The 17,480-nt window shown below is 62.2% G+C and carries 19 protein-coding genes; 8 read left to right on the forward strand and 11 right to left on the reverse strand.

From position 1 onward, the window contains the following. The first annotated feature begins 1 nt into the window (after position 1). The 6 genes from ACWGCN_RS20550 to ACWGCN_RS20575 all read left to right on the forward strand — a co-directional run bounded on the left by ACWGCN_RS20550 (position 2) and on the right by ACWGCN_RS20575 (position 3,438). Positions 2-526 carry a hypothetical protein gene (locus ACWGCN_RS20550; protein WP_452457787.1) on the forward strand — a complete coding sequence of 175 codons (525 nt, stop codon included), beginning with the start codon at positions 2-4 and terminating at the stop codon, positions 524-526. A gap of 122 nt (positions 527-648) precedes the next feature. Next, complete coding sequence (locus ACWGCN_RS20555) at positions 649-1,038, forward strand: hypothetical protein (RefSeq protein WP_452457786.1); 390 nt, start codon at positions 649-651, stop codon at positions 1,036-1,038. A 154-nt stretch (positions 1,039-1,192) separates the two neighbouring features. Next, positions 1,193-1,951 (forward strand): 3-oxoacyl-ACP reductase FabG, encoded by a 759-nt coding sequence (gene fabG, locus ACWGCN_RS20560; RefSeq protein ID WP_452457813.1) that lies wholly within the window; start codon positions 1,193-1,195, stop codon positions 1,949-1,951. Then, positions 1,948-2,400 carry a MaoC family dehydratase gene (locus ACWGCN_RS20565; protein WP_452457785.1) on the forward strand — a complete coding sequence of 151 codons (453 nt, stop codon included), beginning with the start codon at positions 1,948-1,950 and terminating at the stop codon, positions 2,398-2,400. The genes fabG and ACWGCN_RS20565 overlap by 4 nt, the downstream gene beginning before the upstream one ends. Before the next feature lie 105 nt (positions 2,401-2,505). Then, positions 2,506-2,742 carry a hypothetical protein gene (locus ACWGCN_RS20570; protein WP_378657478.1) on the forward strand — a complete coding sequence of 79 codons (237 nt, stop codon included), beginning with the start codon at positions 2,506-2,508 and terminating at the stop codon, positions 2,740-2,742. Between the two features lie 255 nt (positions 2,743-2,997). Continuing rightward, positions 2,998-3,438 carry a histone-like nucleoid-structuring protein Lsr2 gene (locus ACWGCN_RS20575; protein WP_452457784.1) on the forward strand — a complete coding sequence of 147 codons (441 nt, stop codon included), beginning with the start codon at positions 2,998-3,000 and terminating at the stop codon, positions 3,436-3,438. Between the two features lie 278 nt (positions 3,439-3,716). On the opposite strand, the gene ACWGCN_RS20580 is transcribed toward ACWGCN_RS20575, so the two are convergent. The 3 genes from ACWGCN_RS20580 to ACWGCN_RS20590 form a co-directional block, all read right to left on the reverse strand. After that, positions 3,717-4,607 (reverse strand): hypothetical protein, encoded by an 891-nt coding sequence (locus ACWGCN_RS20580; protein WP_452457783.1) that lies wholly within the window; start codon positions 4,605-4,607, stop codon positions 3,717-3,719. Next, positions 4,604-5,065, reverse strand: a complete 462-nt coding sequence (locus ACWGCN_RS20585; RefSeq protein WP_452457782.1) for a hypothetical protein — start codon at positions 5,063-5,065, stop codon at positions 4,604-4,606. The genes ACWGCN_RS20580 and ACWGCN_RS20585 overlap by 4 nt, the downstream gene beginning before the upstream one ends. A gap of 209 nt (positions 5,066-5,274) precedes the next feature. Continuing rightward, on the reverse strand, positions 5,275-6,024 hold the full coding sequence (locus ACWGCN_RS20590) for a GntR family transcriptional regulator (RefSeq protein WP_379318768.1): 750 nt from the start codon (positions 6,022-6,024) through the stop codon (positions 5,275-5,277). A 71-nt stretch (positions 6,025-6,095) separates the two neighbouring features. On the opposite strand from ACWGCN_RS20590, the gene ACWGCN_RS20595 reads away from it, so the two are divergent. Next, positions 6,096-7,187 (forward strand): DUF1152 domain-containing protein, encoded by a 1,092-nt coding sequence (locus ACWGCN_RS20595; RefSeq protein WP_452457781.1) that lies wholly within the window; start codon positions 6,096-6,098, stop codon positions 7,185-7,187. A gap of 81 nt (positions 7,188-7,268) precedes the next feature. On the opposite strand, the gene ACWGCN_RS20600 is transcribed toward ACWGCN_RS20595, so the two are convergent. From ACWGCN_RS20600 to ACWGCN_RS20630, 7 genes are read right to left on the reverse strand one after another with little or no spacing between them, the layout of a single operon-like run. Next, the gene (locus ACWGCN_RS20600) at positions 7,269-7,976 is read right to left on the reverse strand and encodes an ESX secretion-associated protein EspG (RefSeq protein ID WP_452457780.1); all 708 of its coding nucleotides are present in this window, start codon (positions 7,974-7,976) and stop codon (positions 7,269-7,271) included. After that, positions 7,973-9,457 carry a hypothetical protein gene (locus tag ACWGCN_RS20605; RefSeq protein ID WP_452457779.1) on the reverse strand — a complete coding sequence of 495 codons (1,485 nt, stop codon included), beginning with the start codon at positions 9,455-9,457 and terminating at the stop codon, positions 7,973-7,975. Before ACWGCN_RS20605 ends, ACWGCN_RS20600 begins: the two co-directional genes overlap by 4 nt. Before the next feature lies 1 nt (position 9,458). Next, positions 9,459-10,091 (reverse strand): DUF3558 domain-containing protein, encoded by a 633-nt coding sequence (locus ACWGCN_RS20610; RefSeq protein ID WP_452457812.1) that lies wholly within the window; start codon positions 10,089-10,091, stop codon positions 9,459-9,461. A 2-nt stretch (positions 10,092-10,093) separates the two neighbouring features. Then, on the reverse strand, positions 10,094-10,465 hold the full coding sequence (locus tag ACWGCN_RS20615) for a hypothetical protein (protein WP_452457778.1): 372 nt from the start codon (positions 10,463-10,465) through the stop codon (positions 10,094-10,096). A 24-nt stretch (positions 10,466-10,489) separates the two neighbouring features. After that, complete coding sequence (locus tag ACWGCN_RS20620; protein ID WP_452457811.1) at positions 10,490-11,128, reverse strand: LppA family lipoprotein; 639 nt, start codon at positions 11,126-11,128, stop codon at positions 10,490-10,492. Between the two features lie 20 nt (positions 11,129-11,148). Beyond that, positions 11,149-12,918, reverse strand: a complete 1,770-nt coding sequence (locus tag ACWGCN_RS20625; RefSeq protein ID WP_452457777.1) for an alpha/beta hydrolase — start codon at positions 12,916-12,918, stop codon at positions 11,149-11,151. After that, positions 12,915-13,292: a hypothetical protein gene (locus tag ACWGCN_RS20630; RefSeq protein WP_452457776.1), complete on the reverse strand. Its 378-nt coding sequence runs from the start codon at positions 13,290-13,292 to the stop codon at positions 12,915-12,917. Before ACWGCN_RS20630 ends, ACWGCN_RS20625 begins: the two co-directional genes overlap by 4 nt. A gap of 62 nt (positions 13,293-13,354) precedes the next feature. Here ACWGCN_RS20630 and ACWGCN_RS20635 point away from each other — a divergent pair, with 62 nt between their 5' ends. Continuing rightward, positions 13,355-13,963, forward strand: a complete 609-nt coding sequence (locus tag ACWGCN_RS20635) for a hypothetical protein (RefSeq protein WP_452457775.1) — start codon at positions 13,355-13,357, stop codon at positions 13,961-13,963. A gap of 96 nt (positions 13,964-14,059) precedes the next feature. Here ACWGCN_RS20635 and ACWGCN_RS20640 read toward each other — a convergent pair whose 3' ends face one another. Beyond that, a complete protein-coding gene (locus ACWGCN_RS20640) occupies positions 14,060-17,425 on the reverse strand; it encodes a hypothetical protein (protein WP_452457774.1) in 3,366 nt (1,121 codons plus the stop codon). Between the last annotated feature and the right edge of the window lie 55 nt (positions 17,426-17,480).

The following is a 17,480-nucleotide window of genomic DNA, read 5'->3' on the forward strand; positions in this document are numbered from 1 at the left end:
GATGGCTGACCGTTTGACCGCCTTGCTGCATGCCTTGCGCCGCACCGACCGGCTGATTGCCGCGACCATCGGATTCGCGATCGTCGCGGCGGTATTCACCGGCCTCGCGGCAACGTCGCTGCGAGACCACCGCGCCATAGAGCGGGAGCGTGTCGAGAACGCCGAGATTCTCGATGCCGCCAGGTCGGGAATACTCGCGATGATCTCGATCCGTGACGCCTCGGCGCCAGACGATGTCAAGAAGGTCCTCGACCAATCCACCGGCGCATTCAAAACGGACTTCGAGGCACGGTCGGCAGCATTCGTGTCGGTTGTTCAGCAAGCGAAAGTGGTCACTACCGGTGACGTAGTCGCTCAGGGCATCGAATCCAGGGACGACGAAACAGCGACCGTGCTGGTGTACGCGACCTCGTCGGTCACCAACGCCGCCGGCGCCGAGAACGAGACCAGAAGCTGGCGTCTCCGCGTGACGATGACCGACGATCACAACCGCTACAAGATGTCGAAAGTGGAGTTCGTGGCATGAAAATACCTGCGCTGAAACATCTTCGAACACGGCCGCGAGCTGTACTCGTGCTGTGTGCGAGCGCTGCCCTCGTCGCGGTATCCGGCTGGGCCTATCTGGCATTCGTGGTTACTCCGCATGACGTGGCTACGGGATCGACGCAGCAGCAGTCCGCCGTCGACGCAGCCACCCATGCCGCGGTGGCGATTCTCAGCTACGGATCGGACACCGTCGACTCCGACCTCGAACACGCCAACGACCTGCTGACCGGAGCGTTCGCCGGGTACTACGGCACCTTCACACGCGACGTCGTTATCCCCGCGGCGAAGGAGAAAAGGATCGACACCTCGGCGACTGTGGTGGGGAAGGCGATCACAGAGTTCACCGAAGACCGCGCCGACGTCATGGTCTTCCTGAACCAGTCCACGACAACAGCCGACTCCACAGAGCCGATCACTACGAGTACGACGGTCCGCATGGAGGTGGAACGCCACGGCAACGCGTGGCTGGTTTCGAAATTCGACCCGGCCTAAATGGGAGTAGACGATGAATATCGACTTGGTAGATCCGATTCAACAGCTCGTGACAGCACTCGCTTACCTGCTGATTCGAGGTCATCTACCTGGCTGATCCTTGGCATTCGACCTCTTCCGACCTTCCTTTTCCCCTAATCCGAACAGGAGTGAACTGTTGACTACAACTCGCACCGCCATTGTCACAGGCGCCGCGCGCGGCATCGGGGCGGCAGTAGCCGTCAGGCTGGCCGGCGACGGCCACGCGGTTGCCATCGTCGATCTCGATGAGGCAGCCTGCAAACCCATCGTCGAAACGATCGAGCGAGCCGGAGGCACGGCAATCGCTGTCGGCGTCGACGTTTCCGATGAAGCCGGCGTCCAATCGGCTGTCGAGAAGGTTGCCGGCGAACTGGGCCAGCCGACCATCTTGGTGAACAACGCCGGTGTCCTCCGGGACAACCTGCTGTACAAGATGACCACTGACGATTGGGACGTCGTGCTGAGCGTGCATCTGCGCGGCTCATTCCTCATGACCCGTGCGGTACAGGCCCACATGACCACAGCACGCTGGGGTCGGATCGTGAACTTGTCCAGCACTTCTGCGCTGGGCAATCGCGGACAAGCGAACTATTCCGCAGCGAAGGCAGGCCTGCAGGGTTTCACCAAGACGCTTGCGCTGGAGCTGGGCAAGTTCGGTGTCACCGCAAACGCGATCGCACCGGGTTTCATCGAGACCGAGATGGCCGCGGCGACTGCGGCGCGCATCGGGATGTCGTTCGATGAGTTCAAAAGCGCTGCCGCCGCGGAGATCCCAGTAGGCCGTACCGGCACACCCGACGATATCGCGCACGCCGTTTCGTTCCTCGCGAGCGAAGGCGCGGGATTCGTTTCAGGACAGGTGCTGTACGTGGCAGGAGGCCCACGGGGATGAGGTTTCTCGATGGCCTCAATGGGCTGCAGCAGGCCGAGGGTACCCATCTGGGGTATTCCGATTGGCATACCATCACCCAGGAGCAGATCGACAGTTTTGCTGACGCGACCGGCGACCACCAGTGGATTCACGTGGACGCTGAGCGCGCCAAGGCCGGTCCGTTCGGCGGCACGATCGCACACGGCTACTTGACCCTGTCGCTTGTTCCGATGCTGACCTGGCAGGTCTACACCGTCGAGGGCATGCAGATGGGTGTCAACTACGGTGCCAACAAGATTCGGTTCCCGTCTCCGGTGCCGGTCGGTTCGGCAGTACGGGCAGGCATCGAGTTGGTCTCCGTATCTCAGGCAGATTCCGGATACCAGGTGGTCACACGGGTCACCGTCGAACGTGCGGACAGCAGCAAGCCTGCCTGCGTAGTCGAAGCTGTCACCATGTTCGTGCCATAAGGGGCGGTGCGAAGAACGACGCGCTGACGCCGAGGATACCGACTCGGCGGCGGCGACCACCTCCATCCACGAAAATGCCCAATAACTACTTCCATTGGCCACACCATGTTCGAGCATTTCACACCACAATTGACGGAGCCGGATGTCATCGTCCAGATCCACTGGTCAGATGTCGGGGGCGACTGCTTGGATCTGTTCTACGAGGCCTGCGTGAGCGCCGCGAGCCGGTTTGTGGCCGCTTTCAACGCCTCTCACACCAATGCCATCGCCACGATGTGCGCCGATACCGCCGCGCTGTTGCTGCCACGCCTTCCATGCGAACGAAACTGGGTGATTCCCTGACGACCGTGTCCGGTCCTGTCAATATCGACGGCATGGTCCGCGAGTGTCACGACGGCCCGCCTGCTCGCTGCTCACGGCGAGGGTATTCCAGACGAGCATCGATAGTTTCGATCCAAGAAAGGTGGTGGTCAACCGCCTGTCGGAACGTCGACCTCCCCCGACATCTGCGCCAGCCGATCCACGCCGGTCGCCTCGATTCGGAAACCACACAGAAAGGCGAGCCGCGCGGGTTTGAGCCACCCCGCAACGGGAACGATGAGAAGTCGACCATTTCACATCGGGGCCGAAGAGCAATTACGATTGCTAACAGGCATTCCCAAGCACAAACGAATAGGACCCATGATCATGGCACGCAAGGTTGTTGTCACCCTTATCGACGATTTCGACGGCACCTCGGTCGCCGAAGATACCGTCAACTTCGAAATCGACGGCGCTGCTTACGAAATCGACCTGTCCGATACCAACGCGGCCAAGCTGCGCGATTCCTTCGACCAGTGGCTGCCCTACGCTCGCCGGGTCGGTCGCGCCAAGACCTCTAGTCGTCGATCGTCCGCGACGCCGACCACGGGCACGTCGGTTCGTCGCGACGATCTCCCCGCCATCCGGGCGTGGGCAGGCGAAAACGGCCACGCCGTGTCCAGCCGCGGCAGGATCTCCGCCGAAGTCATCGCGGCCTATGACGCAGCATCTGCGTAAGCCAGACGAGCGATGGCCGGATACCCGGCGATCGCAATCAAGTCGGCGTCCGTCTGATGTGCAATGGAAGCGTCGGTCCCGTGAGGGGTTTCGTGTTCGCCATCCCGCGCTGACGGGCAGTCTTCACCTGCGACCAATCTCGCTATCGTCGGTACCCGCCCGCACCTGGCTTGTGTCCAGTCCATGCGGGCGGGGGAAAACGGACATCCAACGCGGACCCCTGACGCACCAAACGAGTACAGCCATGCAGGGCGCAACAGGCAGGGCCAGTTCCCACATCAGCGCCTCACCGAGCCCGGAATCGGCACCTCGTACCGCGTCAACGTCCCGCCACCCGAAGGGATTTCGCGGCGCACTCCGACTCCTGCGGCACAGATTCGCCGTAGCGTGGAGTCCAAGGGCGCGTCTCCGTGCTCACGAGTCTCGGCCACTTCGACAACCAACATGCGCGACTCCGCTGGTCGGATCAACCGCACCACCAACTGCTCACCGAGCATGTCGAGATTGCCGCTCCACCGTCGCTCGGCCGGGCCGACGATCGCCAGCATCAGCTCGTCGATCGTGTCTGCCAGAACCGCGAGCCCAGATCGGGTCAAGCACTCCTCGCAGTAGAAGCGCGCCATCTTCACGGCAGCACAGAACGGGCTGACCCGGAATTCACTGAGCACTCCAGTCGGTGAACCACCAGGACCAGGCCGACTCCCTACGCACGTCTGCCGCGCAGTCCCAACCGCAGGATCAATCCAGACCACTCGCGCATTCAGGTTCGCCGAAAAATGTTGCAGGATCGCAGTTTCCGGTATCTCAAGGTCGGCGAGGTGATGCAGTGACGGGACCAACACGATTCCACCACCGGCTGCTTCGAGCGCTCCGATCAGTTGCCACAGCGCGGGCGCGGGGGTCGGGTAGGTATGCATTCGGTCATACTCGTAGCCGTGCTCTCGCGCCAGGTCACGCACCTGTTCGGCAATATTCGCGTCGATCCGCTGGTCCAGAAACTCGCCCAGCGACCACAGCAGGCGAACCGGTGACTCGAACTCGACGAACATCCGACCGGCGAGGTCATCGCACCCATACCGCGACGCGATCTCGGCGATCCAGGTTTCGACAACCCGAATCCTGTTCCGCACCAATGGGCGTCGGTAATAGGCGAATACGGGTCCGTTCATCGTTTGGCTCCGAGGATCGCCCCGAGCACTGTCAACATCGGGGGCAGGGCCCCGCTGCGGGGTGGCGATTCCCATCGCCGGTAGCCGGACTGCTCGTCGCTCGGCGAGGGCAAGACCGCCCAGGTCGTATCGACGGCAATGTTGTTGAGCAGCAGCGTTCGACTGAGAGGTTCGATGTCGCAGTGACAGCCGGGCTTAGTCAGGAAAGTCATTCTCGACGAACGAGGATGGGCGATGACCAGGCCGTCGCCCAGCTGTGCGGTCGCGGACCTGCACATCGGCGCCGGGGCGATGACCGCCCCGATTCGACCGTCGAGGCAGTGCACGATGATCCGTTCGGTTCCGGGCGCGATCACCGCCGGGAGCCCTAGATCCTGCCGGTAGCGCAAGCAGCGGTCCACTGTTGTTTCGATTGTCAGGACCCGCAGTTGCGGCCCTCGACGTGATGCGAGCTGCATGCCCATCACCCCTGGTGTCGTCTACTGGACGTTTCGTCGAGCCACCCGTCCGACAGCCGGTTCGCGTCAGGCATGCGCGTTGCTACCTGACTCCTCTTCTCTCCCACCGGCGTACAGAAAGATTGCTCAACTGGACTATGCCACTAAATTAGCTAGTGGCATAGTCCAGTTGAGCGAACATGGAAAATTTCCGGTAGACCGGCCGAGAGTTAGACGGTGATCGGGTAGTCCTGACGGAACGCCCAACGGTCTTGCGGATAGACGGCCTCGTCGAACTCCACCGGAGTGCCGTCGGAGTCGAAGACGACGAGCCAATAGACCAGCACAGCAGACGGATTCGGCAGGCCGAGCGCCAGCCGCTCTTCGTCGTCAGCCAATCGCGCAGACACCTGGTCGCGAGCGAAGGCGCCGCGCAGGCCTAGCACCTCCACTAGATGGGGGACGGTGCCCCCGCGAAGCCGCTCGGTCACCAGCAGTTTCGGCGCAACCTCAGCCGTGGCCGCCGGGAACCAACTCGTCGAGAGCTCAGTTGGGCCGGTAGCTTCGTTGCTGATCACGCGTTGACGCTTCACAACGAGCTCACCCGCGCCGACGCCCAATTGGGTGGCAACGTAGGCGGACGACTCAACTACGCCGACGAACGGGAACGCGACGCTCTCGGCATCGGAGTACATCGTCCCCATCGCCGCAGCCCGCTCATACCGCTCGCGCGCCCGCGGAGCCGCAGGATTCACATCTCGAACGAATGTGCCAGCACCCCGACGAGCCTCAACAAAACCCTGCTGTCGCAATGCCTGCAACGCTTTCGTCGCGGTCGGCCGAGCCACCCGCCACGTCGCAGCCAACTCACGCTCGGAAGGAACCTCGGTCCCGGGTGGGAGGTCGCCACGTACGATCTGATCGCGCAGGTACCCAGCGATCTGCAGGTACTTAGGCAAGACCTCTTCGATTTCGGGCAACCCGCATCCTTCGTTGAGTACCATATGCCACTAGCCAGTGTACGGGTTACAGATAGGTCGACCACGCAACAATGACGGCAATCGCGATCGCCGCAGGCGGAGGCGGCGACGCGGTCACCGCGGCCGTGCTCGCCCAGAAGATGCCGCACCTGCACATCGCGGCGATCATGAGCTACTCCTGGGACCGGCTGATCATCGATCCGACACCGGGCCCCCGAAACTCCGCAGACTTCGACGGACTGGTCGATCACGGCGGAGTCCACGAAGTCACTCACACCGCAGGTCTACTCACGGGTGGGCAGTCCACGCTCCCCCGACTCACCCAACATATCGACCTGCCGATTCTCCTCATGGACATCAGCGCAGGCACAACAGGACTCGCCCTCCAAATCAGGAACGCTGCCGACGCGTTCGATGCCACGGACCTGATCGTCGTCGATGTTGGCGGCGATATCGTGGCGGTCGGCGACGAGCGGGGCCTACGGAGTCCGTTGGCAGACTCGGTTGCGCTGGCCGCAGTGGTGAGGTCCGGTCTCCCTTCCCAGGTCCTGGTCGCGGGTGTCGGACTTGACGGTGAGCTTTCCATCAGTGAGGTCAGTGCCCGACTCACACACCTCGGCGCACAAGACGTCGCGGTCCTGACGCCCACGGACGTCATTGGGTTCGAACCCATCTGGTCCTGGCACCCGTCAGAAGCGAACGGACTGCTCACCGCAGCCGCCAACGGCTGGCGCGGCACAGTAGAAACCCAACGGAACAGCGTCGTTCAACTCGTAGACGCCGTCACACACGTCTATCAGGTCAGCGCCGAAACTCTCGCGGAGAACTCGCTGGCAGCACTTGTCATGTCCTCTACCACACTGGTGGAGGTCGAGGAGTTGCTACGAAACCACCGCGGCTACAGCGACATAGACATCGAACGCAACCGTCTGACGAACCGCTTCGCGGCGCGGACACCCCGCCCAGAAGTACTTGCCGAAGTCGACCGATATGCAATAGATGCGGCACATCGCGGCATCGATGCTCTAACCGTCCGCAGGGTAATCGAGCTCGCTGAAGCGACCGACTTACCCGCATCCGAGTCGCTGCGCGAACTACTTTCGCGTGAGCGGCCTGACAGATTTCACCCGCCGATCTATGCGGTCTGCCTCGATGGCGATTGAGCAATTTTGTCGATGTCGCCCCGGCGAACCCCTGCACGGTCAAATGCCAGAACAGCTATGGCATCGAACTACGCACGCCAATCATCCGACCAGCTGACGAAGGCCGTCGGCGAACTGCTGATCACCACACGGATCGACGTAGATGTCATCGCCGCGGCGGGAGTAGAGATACCTGCCGTCGTCACGGACATCGAACCAGCTCACGAACCTCGGCGGTGATGGCCGCGAAGCCTGACAACCGTAGCTGATCTTGGCATGCCCACTGCTGGTTCGGGCCGCGGCCAACAACTCGCGCATACGGATCGACTCCCGACTCCGGCCCGAGGTCCACGAGTCATTCGGATCCCGACCATGCAAGCGCACCAGGCTTTCCACCATTCGACCAGCAGTGCCGGCCCCACAACTACCCGCCAACGAGGCCACCATCCGAGCAACGATGTTGACCGACCCGACGTGAATCGACACATCCCCTCCCCGCTCGGCAGTCGCGCCGGGATGCTGCACGACCGCGACCCCGATGTCGGACACGATCGCACCGTAAGCGCGGATCGGGGAACGACGGAGACCGATCACCTCAACTTTGGTGTCCGGTTCGAAGATCGTGCGCAGCACTGGGAAAAGGTCCGCATCACCACGCACTGGTATCCGCGTCCGAAACGATGCCTCCAGCGCCTCCCACTCTGACTGATACTGGGTCGAGCTCAACAAGCGCAGCGGCGCCGGGTACCTGTCAGCCCCGAATTCCTGTGCCACATAGATGAACTCGTCTGCCGTGAAACGCCACTTCATCGAGGCTGCTCGCCCCGTTCTCTTGGTGTGGCACTCCAGTCATCTTGCGCGGGTCGATCGGTAGCGAATGCTGCTGGACCGGACGACTCCACCACCTCGTCGCGACGCACGGTTTCCCATTCGCCTTCCCGGGTCGGACCCGCATCGATGCCGAATACCGCTGGCGTTGCTGGCTCCCGCGGACCCAACAACTCGTCGGTGTTGCGCTGGTTAATCATCCACTCCGGGATACCCTTGTGCTCACCGTCCTGATCGCCCTGCCGTCGACCAGCGCCTGCACCCCCCGGCATCCCGCCCATGCCCGGAGTTGCCCGCGCGCCCGCACCACCGGCAGACCCGCCGCTGACACCAACTGCACCGGGCACCGCTGGGCTGCCCGCAACGGCGCGGCCTGCAATCGGCACGCCGGCTCCCGATTGACCACCTGGTACTCTGGACCCCGCCTGGCTGCCTGGAGCTCCAGAGCCGCCCGACGAGCCAGGATTGCCCGAACCTGGCACTCCCCCAGCACTGTTCGGCGAACCCGCACTGGGCGTGCCAGCCACGGCGCCGGTGTCAGCACCTGCCGCGGTCGTGCTGCCTTCGTCGGTGCTCGACGCGGATTCCTCCGTCCCATCGGTACCGCCACCGTTTGCGTCACCGTTTGAAGAGCCTTCGCCGGCATTGACCCCCGCGTTCTCACCGCTCGGTTCATCAGCCTGATCCGCTTGTTCGGGTGCACCCACAGGCGACTGGTCTCCGGCGCTTTGCGGTGAACCCGAAGAAGGTCCCGAATTTCCCAGGCTTCCTGGCACATTCGCGCTGTCGCCGGGTTCGGTGGGTGCGCCGAAGGTCGGTACGCCCTGCCCCGCTGGTTGGTAGTTCGGAACATAGTGATTTGTCATCGCCCAAACAGCTTCTTGGTGACTGTCACTGGCGGCCTGCTCCGATCCGACGAGGACCGCGGGATTCTCCAAACCGGGAATAGTCGGCGAGGACGAGCTGGTACCGGACGGCGGCACGGGCACCGATGCCTTCACCGCCTGCGCCGCGAGAGCGGCCGACTCTAGCCGCCACCCGACACCGTTCGCGATCTCCTGCATCCCCGTCATCTCCCCGACGTAGCGGTCGAGGGCCGTCAACATCGCATCGGCCGACGCACCCTCCCACCCACTGGCTGCGGACTTACGGACCTTGCTGCTCAGGGCTATCGTTGCGAACTGCATCCCGGACCCGATCAGCTTCCACGTCTCTGCCGAAGCATGTATCACGCCGGGCTGCATCTGCTGGGCGTGGTCGTAGATCTCTTGATGCGGACGGTTCTTGAAGTCCTCCATGTTGCGGATGTACTCGGGATCATGCGCGGCGTTCGCTGCTGATTGTGCGAGTTCCCCAGCCCGTTGCCTTGTGGTCGCTGCGCCTTGGTTCGCCGCGAGAACCTCCGGGGTCTGGCCTGTCAGACCCGCGATAATGCCGTCGGTTGTCAGTCCCTCGCCCGTCACGTCAGTTCCCCGTACCTATGGATGGCTCCAATTCGGCAGCGACGTCAAGGATTCCGTCACACGGTCGTATACCCTGTGTGCGCCCGGAGGTGTTTACCCGCACGGTTATACCGAAGTATCCGACCGCAGTTTGGATATCGATCGAGCAGCCGTCTGGGTCGCCCTTTGTGGACTTGACCGCGGGGCGACCGTTGACGATCAAGTCCTCGGTGTCACCGACATACTTGGTGCGGACCTCATCCAGGGAGACGTTGCTGGACTCCAACACCAGCGTTGCGTCAGTTCCCTTCTTGAAGTTGCAAGCAAGGAAGGAATATTCCGCAATCATGTCTTTTCCGCGACGTCGCGATTGAGAATCGAATCCTGTCTTTTGAATTGCCGCATCGTCGACCCAGGTGCACGGGTCGACCACAACCTTTGGTCGGTTGCTTGAACGAGTGTAGCTATTGTCTTGCGATGGTGGCTGCAAGTTTGCCGCTGTCAGAGTTGGTCGCGGCGGGGCCGTGATCGTGGTTACCGGCGCAGATGCCGATGCCGACTTATCGACATCGGGCTCATTTTCACCAGCACATCCACTCAACGTTGCTGCGATCAAGACCATCGAGACCGGAGCGAATCGCCGGATATCGAACATTCTCACTGTTCACCAACCTGTCGTGTGGATACGCGCAGCGCAGCCGCGTTTGCGGCATCCACATCCTCCAGCAGGCCCGCAGCGCGATATACCGCCGCAGACATCTGGTGTGCGACTTGCTCCGCTCGGACAAGCGCTTCGTACCCCTGTAGCGCCTTGTTTTCGAAGCCTGACTGCAACTCCTTCGCCGATTCGAATCCCCCGAATCCCGATTGCCGCGCCTGATCCATTATTTGGTTTTGAAAATCAGTGAGCCGACTTGCGTACCAGTCGAAGTGAGCAGCACACTCACGCGCAGCTTCTTCGGTCAGGACGAATGTTCCCGATTCTGCGGCGGCGAAGAGTTGGTTGGCGTAAGCCGGGTCAGTGCTCATCACAATGTCCAATCGCTGGGCTGGTCATGAGGTCGGTCGAACTGGCGAACCGACCTGTCTGGCAGGCAGATGACACCCGAGGCTCGCCGAAATAGTGGTCACTGCAGGCTTTTCCGCCGTAGACTCCGAATTGAATACCGAAATTCTTGTGCCGTCATCCGGGTCAATCAGAGTTATTGCCGGAACATTCGGGTTGCGGTCCGATTGGGATGTCCGATCTGCAAAGTTCGATTCGAGGTGAAGCGGTTCCAATGCGGAACGGACTCGATCGTAGAACTCGGGCCATACCTTCTCCGGCATAGGTGGCTGACTGGTCGAATACGTCAACCCGCCGAGAACCCCATAGGTCCGATCAAACGGAGCCTCGCATTGCGAGGATGCGTGATAAACCGTGCGGGTTGTCCATACCGTCGATGGCGCCACGGTGGAGGCCACATCCTGGATTGTCTTCGAAATCGCGACTACTTCTGCAGACCTCTCCTCGACTGTCGCGCGTTGCTGCAGAACGGTGGCCGCGGCAGCCGTATCGTCTTGGCTGGTTTGATCTGCACGGTAGGTGTCTTCGCCCCATGTTGCCCAGATCCACACACCGGATATCAGCGCGACGAAGAGTGCACAGGACCCTAGAACAACCCCTACCCCCGACAGAGCCTGCCGACCCATTCGGCTGTTTCGTTCCGGGCTCACCGTCCGCCCCCATTCGGACTGATCGCATTCTGAGGCAGCCCAGCCACCACAGCGGCCAAGTTGTAGCCGCTACGATGCAATTGCTTCGTGTCGCCGTCAACTCTGCCGTATTCCGAGTGGCCTTCGGCACCGGTGTATGTGGTGCCATTGATATTGATCTCTTCGGTGCTGAGGTGAGTTACCCATGGCATCTGATTAGGGCTTCGCCCAAAGGTGTTGAGGTTGCCCACCTTCTCGCCTCTTTCGGTCATCTCATAAACGTGACCCGGCTTCACCCCAAGATCCTGCGCGGACTCCACCGCATCGTTCAACCCAGTCACGTTGGCGAGGCTGGGACCGTTGGCCAGCTGCCAGTCACCTCCGAGACCAGGTGAGCCGTAGAACACTACGTCATCGACAACACCAGCCTTTTCTTGCAAGGCAAGGCTCGTGGCCAATGATCCGTATGAATGGCCAAGCGCGGTGATGTGTGGGTCACTGTTCTGGTTGGCTTCGTTCAGGCCCTCATAGAAGTTCGACAACGGCACCGCCGCCTCTTGTGCTCGATTCTGGAGCGCAACTTCCGGATAAGTTGAGTCCTTCTGCGGCGGGTCGTATCCCACCCAAGCGATCGTCGAGACCTTGGAACCGGGTTCACCCGCTCCGATGAGTTGCGACTGCGCTTGGTCCTGAAGTGCGCCCGCTTCGCCAACCATCGACCCCAGGGATTCACGCACATTGGAAGTCAGACCTGGAGTAGTCACCGAGATGTGGTCAGCGGTGTCCGGATCGCCGACGGCAACCGCCGCGCGAACCTGATCTCCGCTCGTGGTGTCGAGCATCAGGAGCTTGCGTGGTTGCTGTTCCGTGCCGCCGTCGAGCGTCTTCGTGACAGCCTTGACGTCGGCCAGCCTGTTTTTCGCTTCTTCGAGTTTCTGTCCGGTTGTGAACGATTCGGGTTTCGCGGCTGCCTGTGCGACCAGGCTTTGATACTCCCGCTCGAGGCGAACGGTTTCGGTAGCCAGGTAGTTCCGGTTGGCGGTATCGCGCGCGGCGGCTGGCAGTCCGTCCAGGCTGCCGATCGCCGAGGGCATGGTCTTGACCGCCTCCGTCTGTTGCTCGGGTGTCAGCGAGTCCCAGTACTTCCGATTCTCTTCGGCCGTACCACCTTTCGGCGGTTGCGGAACGGAGACGGTAGCCTTCGGCGTGCTGCTGTTCTCGAACTTGGCATCGTCGGGCAGACCGGTGAACGCGGCCTTGATCGCGTTAGTCGCCACTGTGTCTACATCCGCGGCGTTCGCCAATGCCCGCTTCAACACCGCAGTACACGCATCCGCATCCGTCGTCAGCGCCGCGATCGCAGTGCTGTACCGGTCCGCGTCACCACCAACAGCGGAGTAGACCGCACGCTTCGTGATCTCGGTGATCTCGCAGGTGCCGTCAGGCTTGACCTCGAAATTTTTGGGCGCCGACTCGGCATTGGTCTTCGCATTCACTACCAGCGTCTTGGCGACCTGATAGTTCGAAGCGCTGAACGTGGCAGTCGTCTTACCTTTGTCCAGCGCGGTCAGCACGACCATCGACTGGGTGCGCACGGTCTCGAATCGGGTGCGCATCGCTTCGCCGGCGGCGCCCTTCCAGGACTCGCGCGAACTGTCGACCGCTCGCGACTGTTCGTCCATCTCGGTGCGGAGCTCGGTGGCTTGCCGGTTCCACTCGTTCGCAAGCGCGGTGAGCGACTCAGGTCGCCAGCTCAACACCTGCGCAACGGTCAAAGCCTTGGTCATTTGATCCCGCCGCCCACCTTGGTTATGCCGTCGGCGTTAGCTTGATCGCGTTGTTGGAAGGCGACTATCGCGGCAACCGTCAAACCACCCAACTCGGCCAACGCGGTGCCTGCGGACTGCATGGACTTATCAGCGGCACGCGCCGCGTTCTTGCACGCCTCGGCGATCTCGCCGCCAGGAAACGCATCCAGCACCCCGTCCGGCAGTGCACCGCCTTTGCCGATCACCTGACTGTCCTGGCCTGCGGTCCCCAACCCATCAGCCAGCACCCGCGCGGCAGCCGGGTCTAGGTCAAGATCATCGTAAGCGCCCACAGCAGTCCCCACCTTCTCGGCAAAACCCCTGGAAAGCGCCCCCCAGGTGCCGTCACTCAATCGTGATCATTCCGCCGCCACCTTATACTCTGGGTCAACGCGACGTCGAGGGGAGACACATCGTGAGCGACATCGATCCGCTGGCAGGAAACGTCAACCACCTGCAGAATTCGCTGGGCACGCCGTCCGCGGCAAGCCCCGACAGCCACCTCGTCCGACTTGAGGTGGGCCAGGACGGAACTATCCGCGACGTCCAACTATCTGCCGCCGCCAAGGCCCTAGCACCCGATGCACTCGTTACCGAGATCATCCGAGTTCACACAGCGGCCATCGAAGCGTCCCAGAAGGCGATCTCGGCCGCCATCGCCGCACTGGAGGCCGACCCGCGCCTCGCTTCGCTCACCGAACGCAAGGCCGACGCGCTCAACCAACCCGTCCCCGAAGTCCGGTCAGTACCGTCCACACCGACTCACACCCCCGCACCGGCCCCTCCCCCAGCCCTGCCACGGCCCACCCCGACATTATCTCGACCAGCCGTGCCACCGGCGCCATCGCCTTACGCCCGCCCCGTCGCCCCAAGTGCTTCCGCACCAACTGCCCGATTCGACAGCGCTCCACCATCCCCTCCACGTGCTGCCGAACAGCCTCGGACCCGAAGTCGTCAGCCGACGCAGGAGGAAGAAGAAGAGATGGACCGGTACTACAACCGGAAGAGCTGGCTGGAGCATTGAGACAGGACCCCACACCGTCGCCCGAGCCCAGGACCCCCTGGTGGTGATCGGGTTCAACAGCTCGCGCTGGCGACCAGTGCACGAGGTGTTCGCTGGCTACGCATCCCCGTTCAAAATGGAGTTCATGCGTTGCTCGATTGCGCGGATTACGGCGACAGCGGTAGTCCCGATCTTGGGGTCGCCAATATAGTGTTTGAGTAGCGTTGCGGTTTCGGTTGTTCCGATGATGCCTAAATCTTCGATGAGTTGTGCGGGGCAGTCATGTGCGGGGTGTCTAAGGGTACCGACCAGGAGGTCTGTGTTGCGGATAGCCCATTCGATGAGTTGTCGCATCTGGTGCGGCCATAGCGTGAGAAGACGCTCGTACATGGCGGGTCGGTCTCGGGTGAATTCGAACATTCGTGCAGCTTTGACGTGAGTGACCACATCGGCTGCAGCCGGTGCACAGCTGCCTAAAAGCTCGGTCCACAAGGCGAGCAGCTCGCCGGACATCGGATCGCCGCCGCGTATGGCCGCGAACAGAAGTTCATCAACGATGCGCCATGCGCGCAACTCAAGTGCGTCACCGACATCGTCGGCGACCGGTAGTACCTCCGACAGCTCGGCCCACCCTCGTAGTGCGGTCAGGTGCGTACCAATGGCCTCCTGCGGGAACGGGTCGTCGCGATCGATGCTCGTAGCAGCACGTCGCAGTACCGATTGGGTTACGACGTCTGCGTGGTCGATGTTGTCGACGATAACTCTCATGATCCAATCGCGGTGCATAGGAATACCCTCGGCGCGGGCGGCCATGACGTGCAGGCGCAGGCAGTCTCGGGGCTCGAGACCATCGAGGACTTGGTCGTAGGGACCGTGCAAGTTCTGGTCCTCGAAGATCATCCCCACTACGCCTCGCGCGAATCCCCAGGCGTCGGGGTTTTCAGGCTCAGCCAGGATCGCCTCGATCTGGGTACGAATGCCGTCTTCGGTGTTCAGTGGTTCGAGACCGCCGTATGCGGCTAGCGCTTCGAACAGGGTTCCGTTCAGAAAGATGTGGTCGGTGTCGCATTCATCGAGTGCTGTTCGCATCCGGTCGCGAGTCGTACTGTCGACCGTGGCGGCATTGCATAACGCTACATCCAGCGCGGCGAGACGCAGATGGTATCCACCGGCGGCCGAGGCAGCGGTGAAAACGTCCGGCAGCAGCGTCTGGGCGTCGGGGTCGTCGCGGTCGATCAATCGGAGTATGACGGTGAGCCGGGCCCACAGCGGCCGGACAAAAGCGGGATTCTCCCAGAGTGCTCGGGCCGGCGATGAGGTGAGTGCTCGACCGCGGCGGGTTGTGCGGGAGTTCTCGCATGCAGCTATCACCACCGAAGCGGGCAGCCTGCACAGCTCTCGCTCGTCGGCGTAGTAGAAACCGCTGTGCAGGGCTCGAACGACGGCACTGATCGCCGCACGGTGACCTTCGTCCTGTAGTTGCCGCATCTGTTGTCCGCATCGACGGTCGGTGGCGTCGAGTAGACGCGTGGTCGGTTCGAGGAACCGCCCTTCGGCGAGATGAGATCCCGCTACGTGAAGTAGGGCTTGCTGCTGCGCATTTCGGGGTGCACTCACTGTCCAGCGAACTTCCGACATATCGTTGGGACCGCCGTCTTGTCGAACGATCCGGGCAGTGCCGGTGTCGATCGTGGCTTGCACCAGTGCGGCCTCAATGTCGTCGTGTATTGCTTGTGCCGTTTCGGATCCGTACTCACCACGCAGGGCGATATCGAGCTGGGCCGGGTCGGTGAGAGTCAACAGCAGGTCGTGGCGGCGGTTCGGATCGTGTTGCAGGGCAATCGCATATGGAACAAGGTCGGCGTGAACGGGGAGTTGGAGCTGCTCGGCAAGTTCCGGGATCGTGTGGGATTGCAAGACGATGTGTTCGGCGGTGAGGAACCGCCCGAACAGTTCGTGCCGGAACGCGGCCCTGCCCTGCGTCCGTGCCATAAGTGGTGTATCGAGGACAAGATCGATGGCGGCGTCGGGCGCGGCGCCATCGATCGCGCGATGCAGGAGCGCGCGGATCTCGCTGATACGCAGCGAGCCTCGTAGTTGGCGGTCCATTTCGACGGCGATCCAGCGAAGCCCGGCGCGCGTTGTTTCGGCAGGGCAGTGGTGGCTGATGTAGGCGTCGAACACCTCGGCGACAGCGGCGTCGGGAGGAAGATGTGCCCCGCATTCGGCGGCCAGCGCAAGTTCCATCGGTGTGCGGAACGCTTCGACACCGGCCAGACCCTCCGCGTGGCCGTAGGAAGCTAGCAACAAAGCACGGGTTTCCTCGTCCGGGGTCATGGCGTTGAGGGTGAGGTCGGCGCTAATTCCGACCGGGGTCGTCGAGGTGACGATAGCGGCGACGGGCATCCGTAACCGGAGTGCGTCGAGCTGTTCGAGTAACTCCGCGCGGTCGGCGGGAGAGCATTCGTTCAGCCCGTCGAGTATGACAGCCGCGGGACTGCCAGTATCGGACGCGTACCGCAGAAGCTGCAGTCCCGACTGTTCGGTGAAGGGTGCGACCGAGCGAGCGAGTGCGTGGCTGAAACGGCCCCGTTGATATTCGTTGCAGCGTACCCAAATCGGCACGCCACCGTCTGCGGCCACGCGCAGGGCGGCGTGGCGCGCCGCGTGGGACTTTCCCGCACCACTTTCTCCGGTGAACGCGACAACGCGCCCCTGCATCATCGCCTCTGCAAGGATGGCCGCCGGATCCTGCACCATCTCTCGCGGGCCTGCCGCCGAAACCGGAATATATTCGTGCGCGTCTCGCCCGTGAGTGGCGGTGAACCTCCGTCTATAGTCGTCCACCTCGACGACAAGAGCCCGCTGCGCAGCGCTTCCCGGCGGATCGGGTTGGTCGCGAACCAACTGGAGGTACCTTGCAAATGCGAGCCAATGCTCGTCCGCCCAGTCGGGACGAGGACCGTCCGTTGTGAGTAGTTCGAGCAACTGCAGGTACCCCACCACTTCGACGTGTCGATGGGTGTCCAACCGCGACGCCACCGGAATGCCCGGATTTAGGCAGATTACCGTCTGGAAACGAGTGTAGAACTTTTCCCGCAAATGCGGCACGGCACCATTCTGCGCAAGCGCATGCATGTCATCGGAGATCGAGAATGTGGCGGTATTGGCCTGAGCGAAATAGTTCCGATCCAATGGCCGAACAGGTCCCGCGGACATCTGCTGAGCCCAGGGTCCGTTGATTCCGCCGATGAGCGGAAGCTCCGGATCCACTGTCTTCAGTTCGGCGTGCACAACACGATGCGCGGTGGCGATCAGGAAGTCGATCTGCCGTTGGCCATTTCTGGTGAAGAAGTTCGCGAACACATGCGCGCCACAACCACGGCGCGTAAGATCAGCTCGTAATCGCGTAAGAAACGCGCGCTCGGAGTCGTGAGCAAAGTCGTCGCCGAGGAAAACCTCGACCTTCGTTGTAGTAGTCACCTGGTACCGGCTCTTCGTCCGGCGTCGTCAGAAACCTTACCGCAGGCGTTGGACA

This window comes from Nocardia sp. NPDC055050, assembly GCF_053608345.1.

Excerpts from the sequence above, each read along its gene's own strand:
- ACWGCN_RS20565 (WP_452457785.1), top strand. The coding sequence starts at position 1,948 with ATGAGGTTTCTCGATGGCCTCAATGGGCTGCAGCAGGCCGAGGGTACC.
- ACWGCN_RS20580 (WP_452457783.1), bottom strand. The coding sequence starts at position 4,607 with ATGAACGGACCCGTATTCGCCTATTACCGACGCCCATTGGTGCGGAAC.
- ACWGCN_RS20570 (WP_378657478.1), top strand. The coding sequence starts at position 2,506 with ATGTTCGAGCATTTCACACCACAATTGACGGAGCCGGATGTCATCGTC.
- ACWGCN_RS20595 (WP_452457781.1), top strand. The coding sequence starts at position 6,096 with ATGACGGCAATCGCGATCGCCGCAGGCGGAGGCGGCGACGCGGTCACC.
- ACWGCN_RS20600 (WP_452457780.1), bottom strand. The coding sequence starts at position 7,976 with ATGAAGTGGCGTTTCACGGCAGACGAGTTCATCTATGTGGCACAGGAA.
- ACWGCN_RS20615 (WP_452457778.1), bottom strand. The coding sequence starts at position 10,465 with ATGAGCACTGACCCGGCTTACGCCAACCAACTCTTCGCCGCCGCAGAA.
- ACWGCN_RS20585 (WP_452457782.1), bottom strand. The coding sequence starts at position 5,065 with ATGCAGCTCGCATCACGTCGAGGGCCGCAACTGCGGGTCCTGACAATC.
- ACWGCN_RS20625 (WP_452457777.1), bottom strand. The coding sequence starts at position 12,918 with ATGACCAAGGCTTTGACCGTTGCGCAGGTGTTGAGCTGGCGACCTGAG.
- ACWGCN_RS20575 (WP_452457784.1), top strand. The coding sequence starts at position 2,998 with ATGAGAAGTCGACCATTTCACATCGGGGCCGAAGAGCAATTACGATTG.
- ACWGCN_RS20550 (WP_452457787.1), top strand. The coding sequence starts at position 2 with ATGGCTGACCGTTTGACCGCCTTGCTGCATGCCTTGCGCCGCACCGAC.
- ACWGCN_RS20610 (WP_452457812.1), bottom strand. The coding sequence starts at position 10,091 with ATGTTCGATATCCGGCGATTCGCTCCGGTCTCGATGGTCTTGATCGCA.
- ACWGCN_RS20620 (WP_452457811.1), bottom strand. The coding sequence starts at position 11,128 with ATGGGTCGGCAGGCTCTGTCGGGGGTAGGGGTTGTTCTAGGGTCCTGT.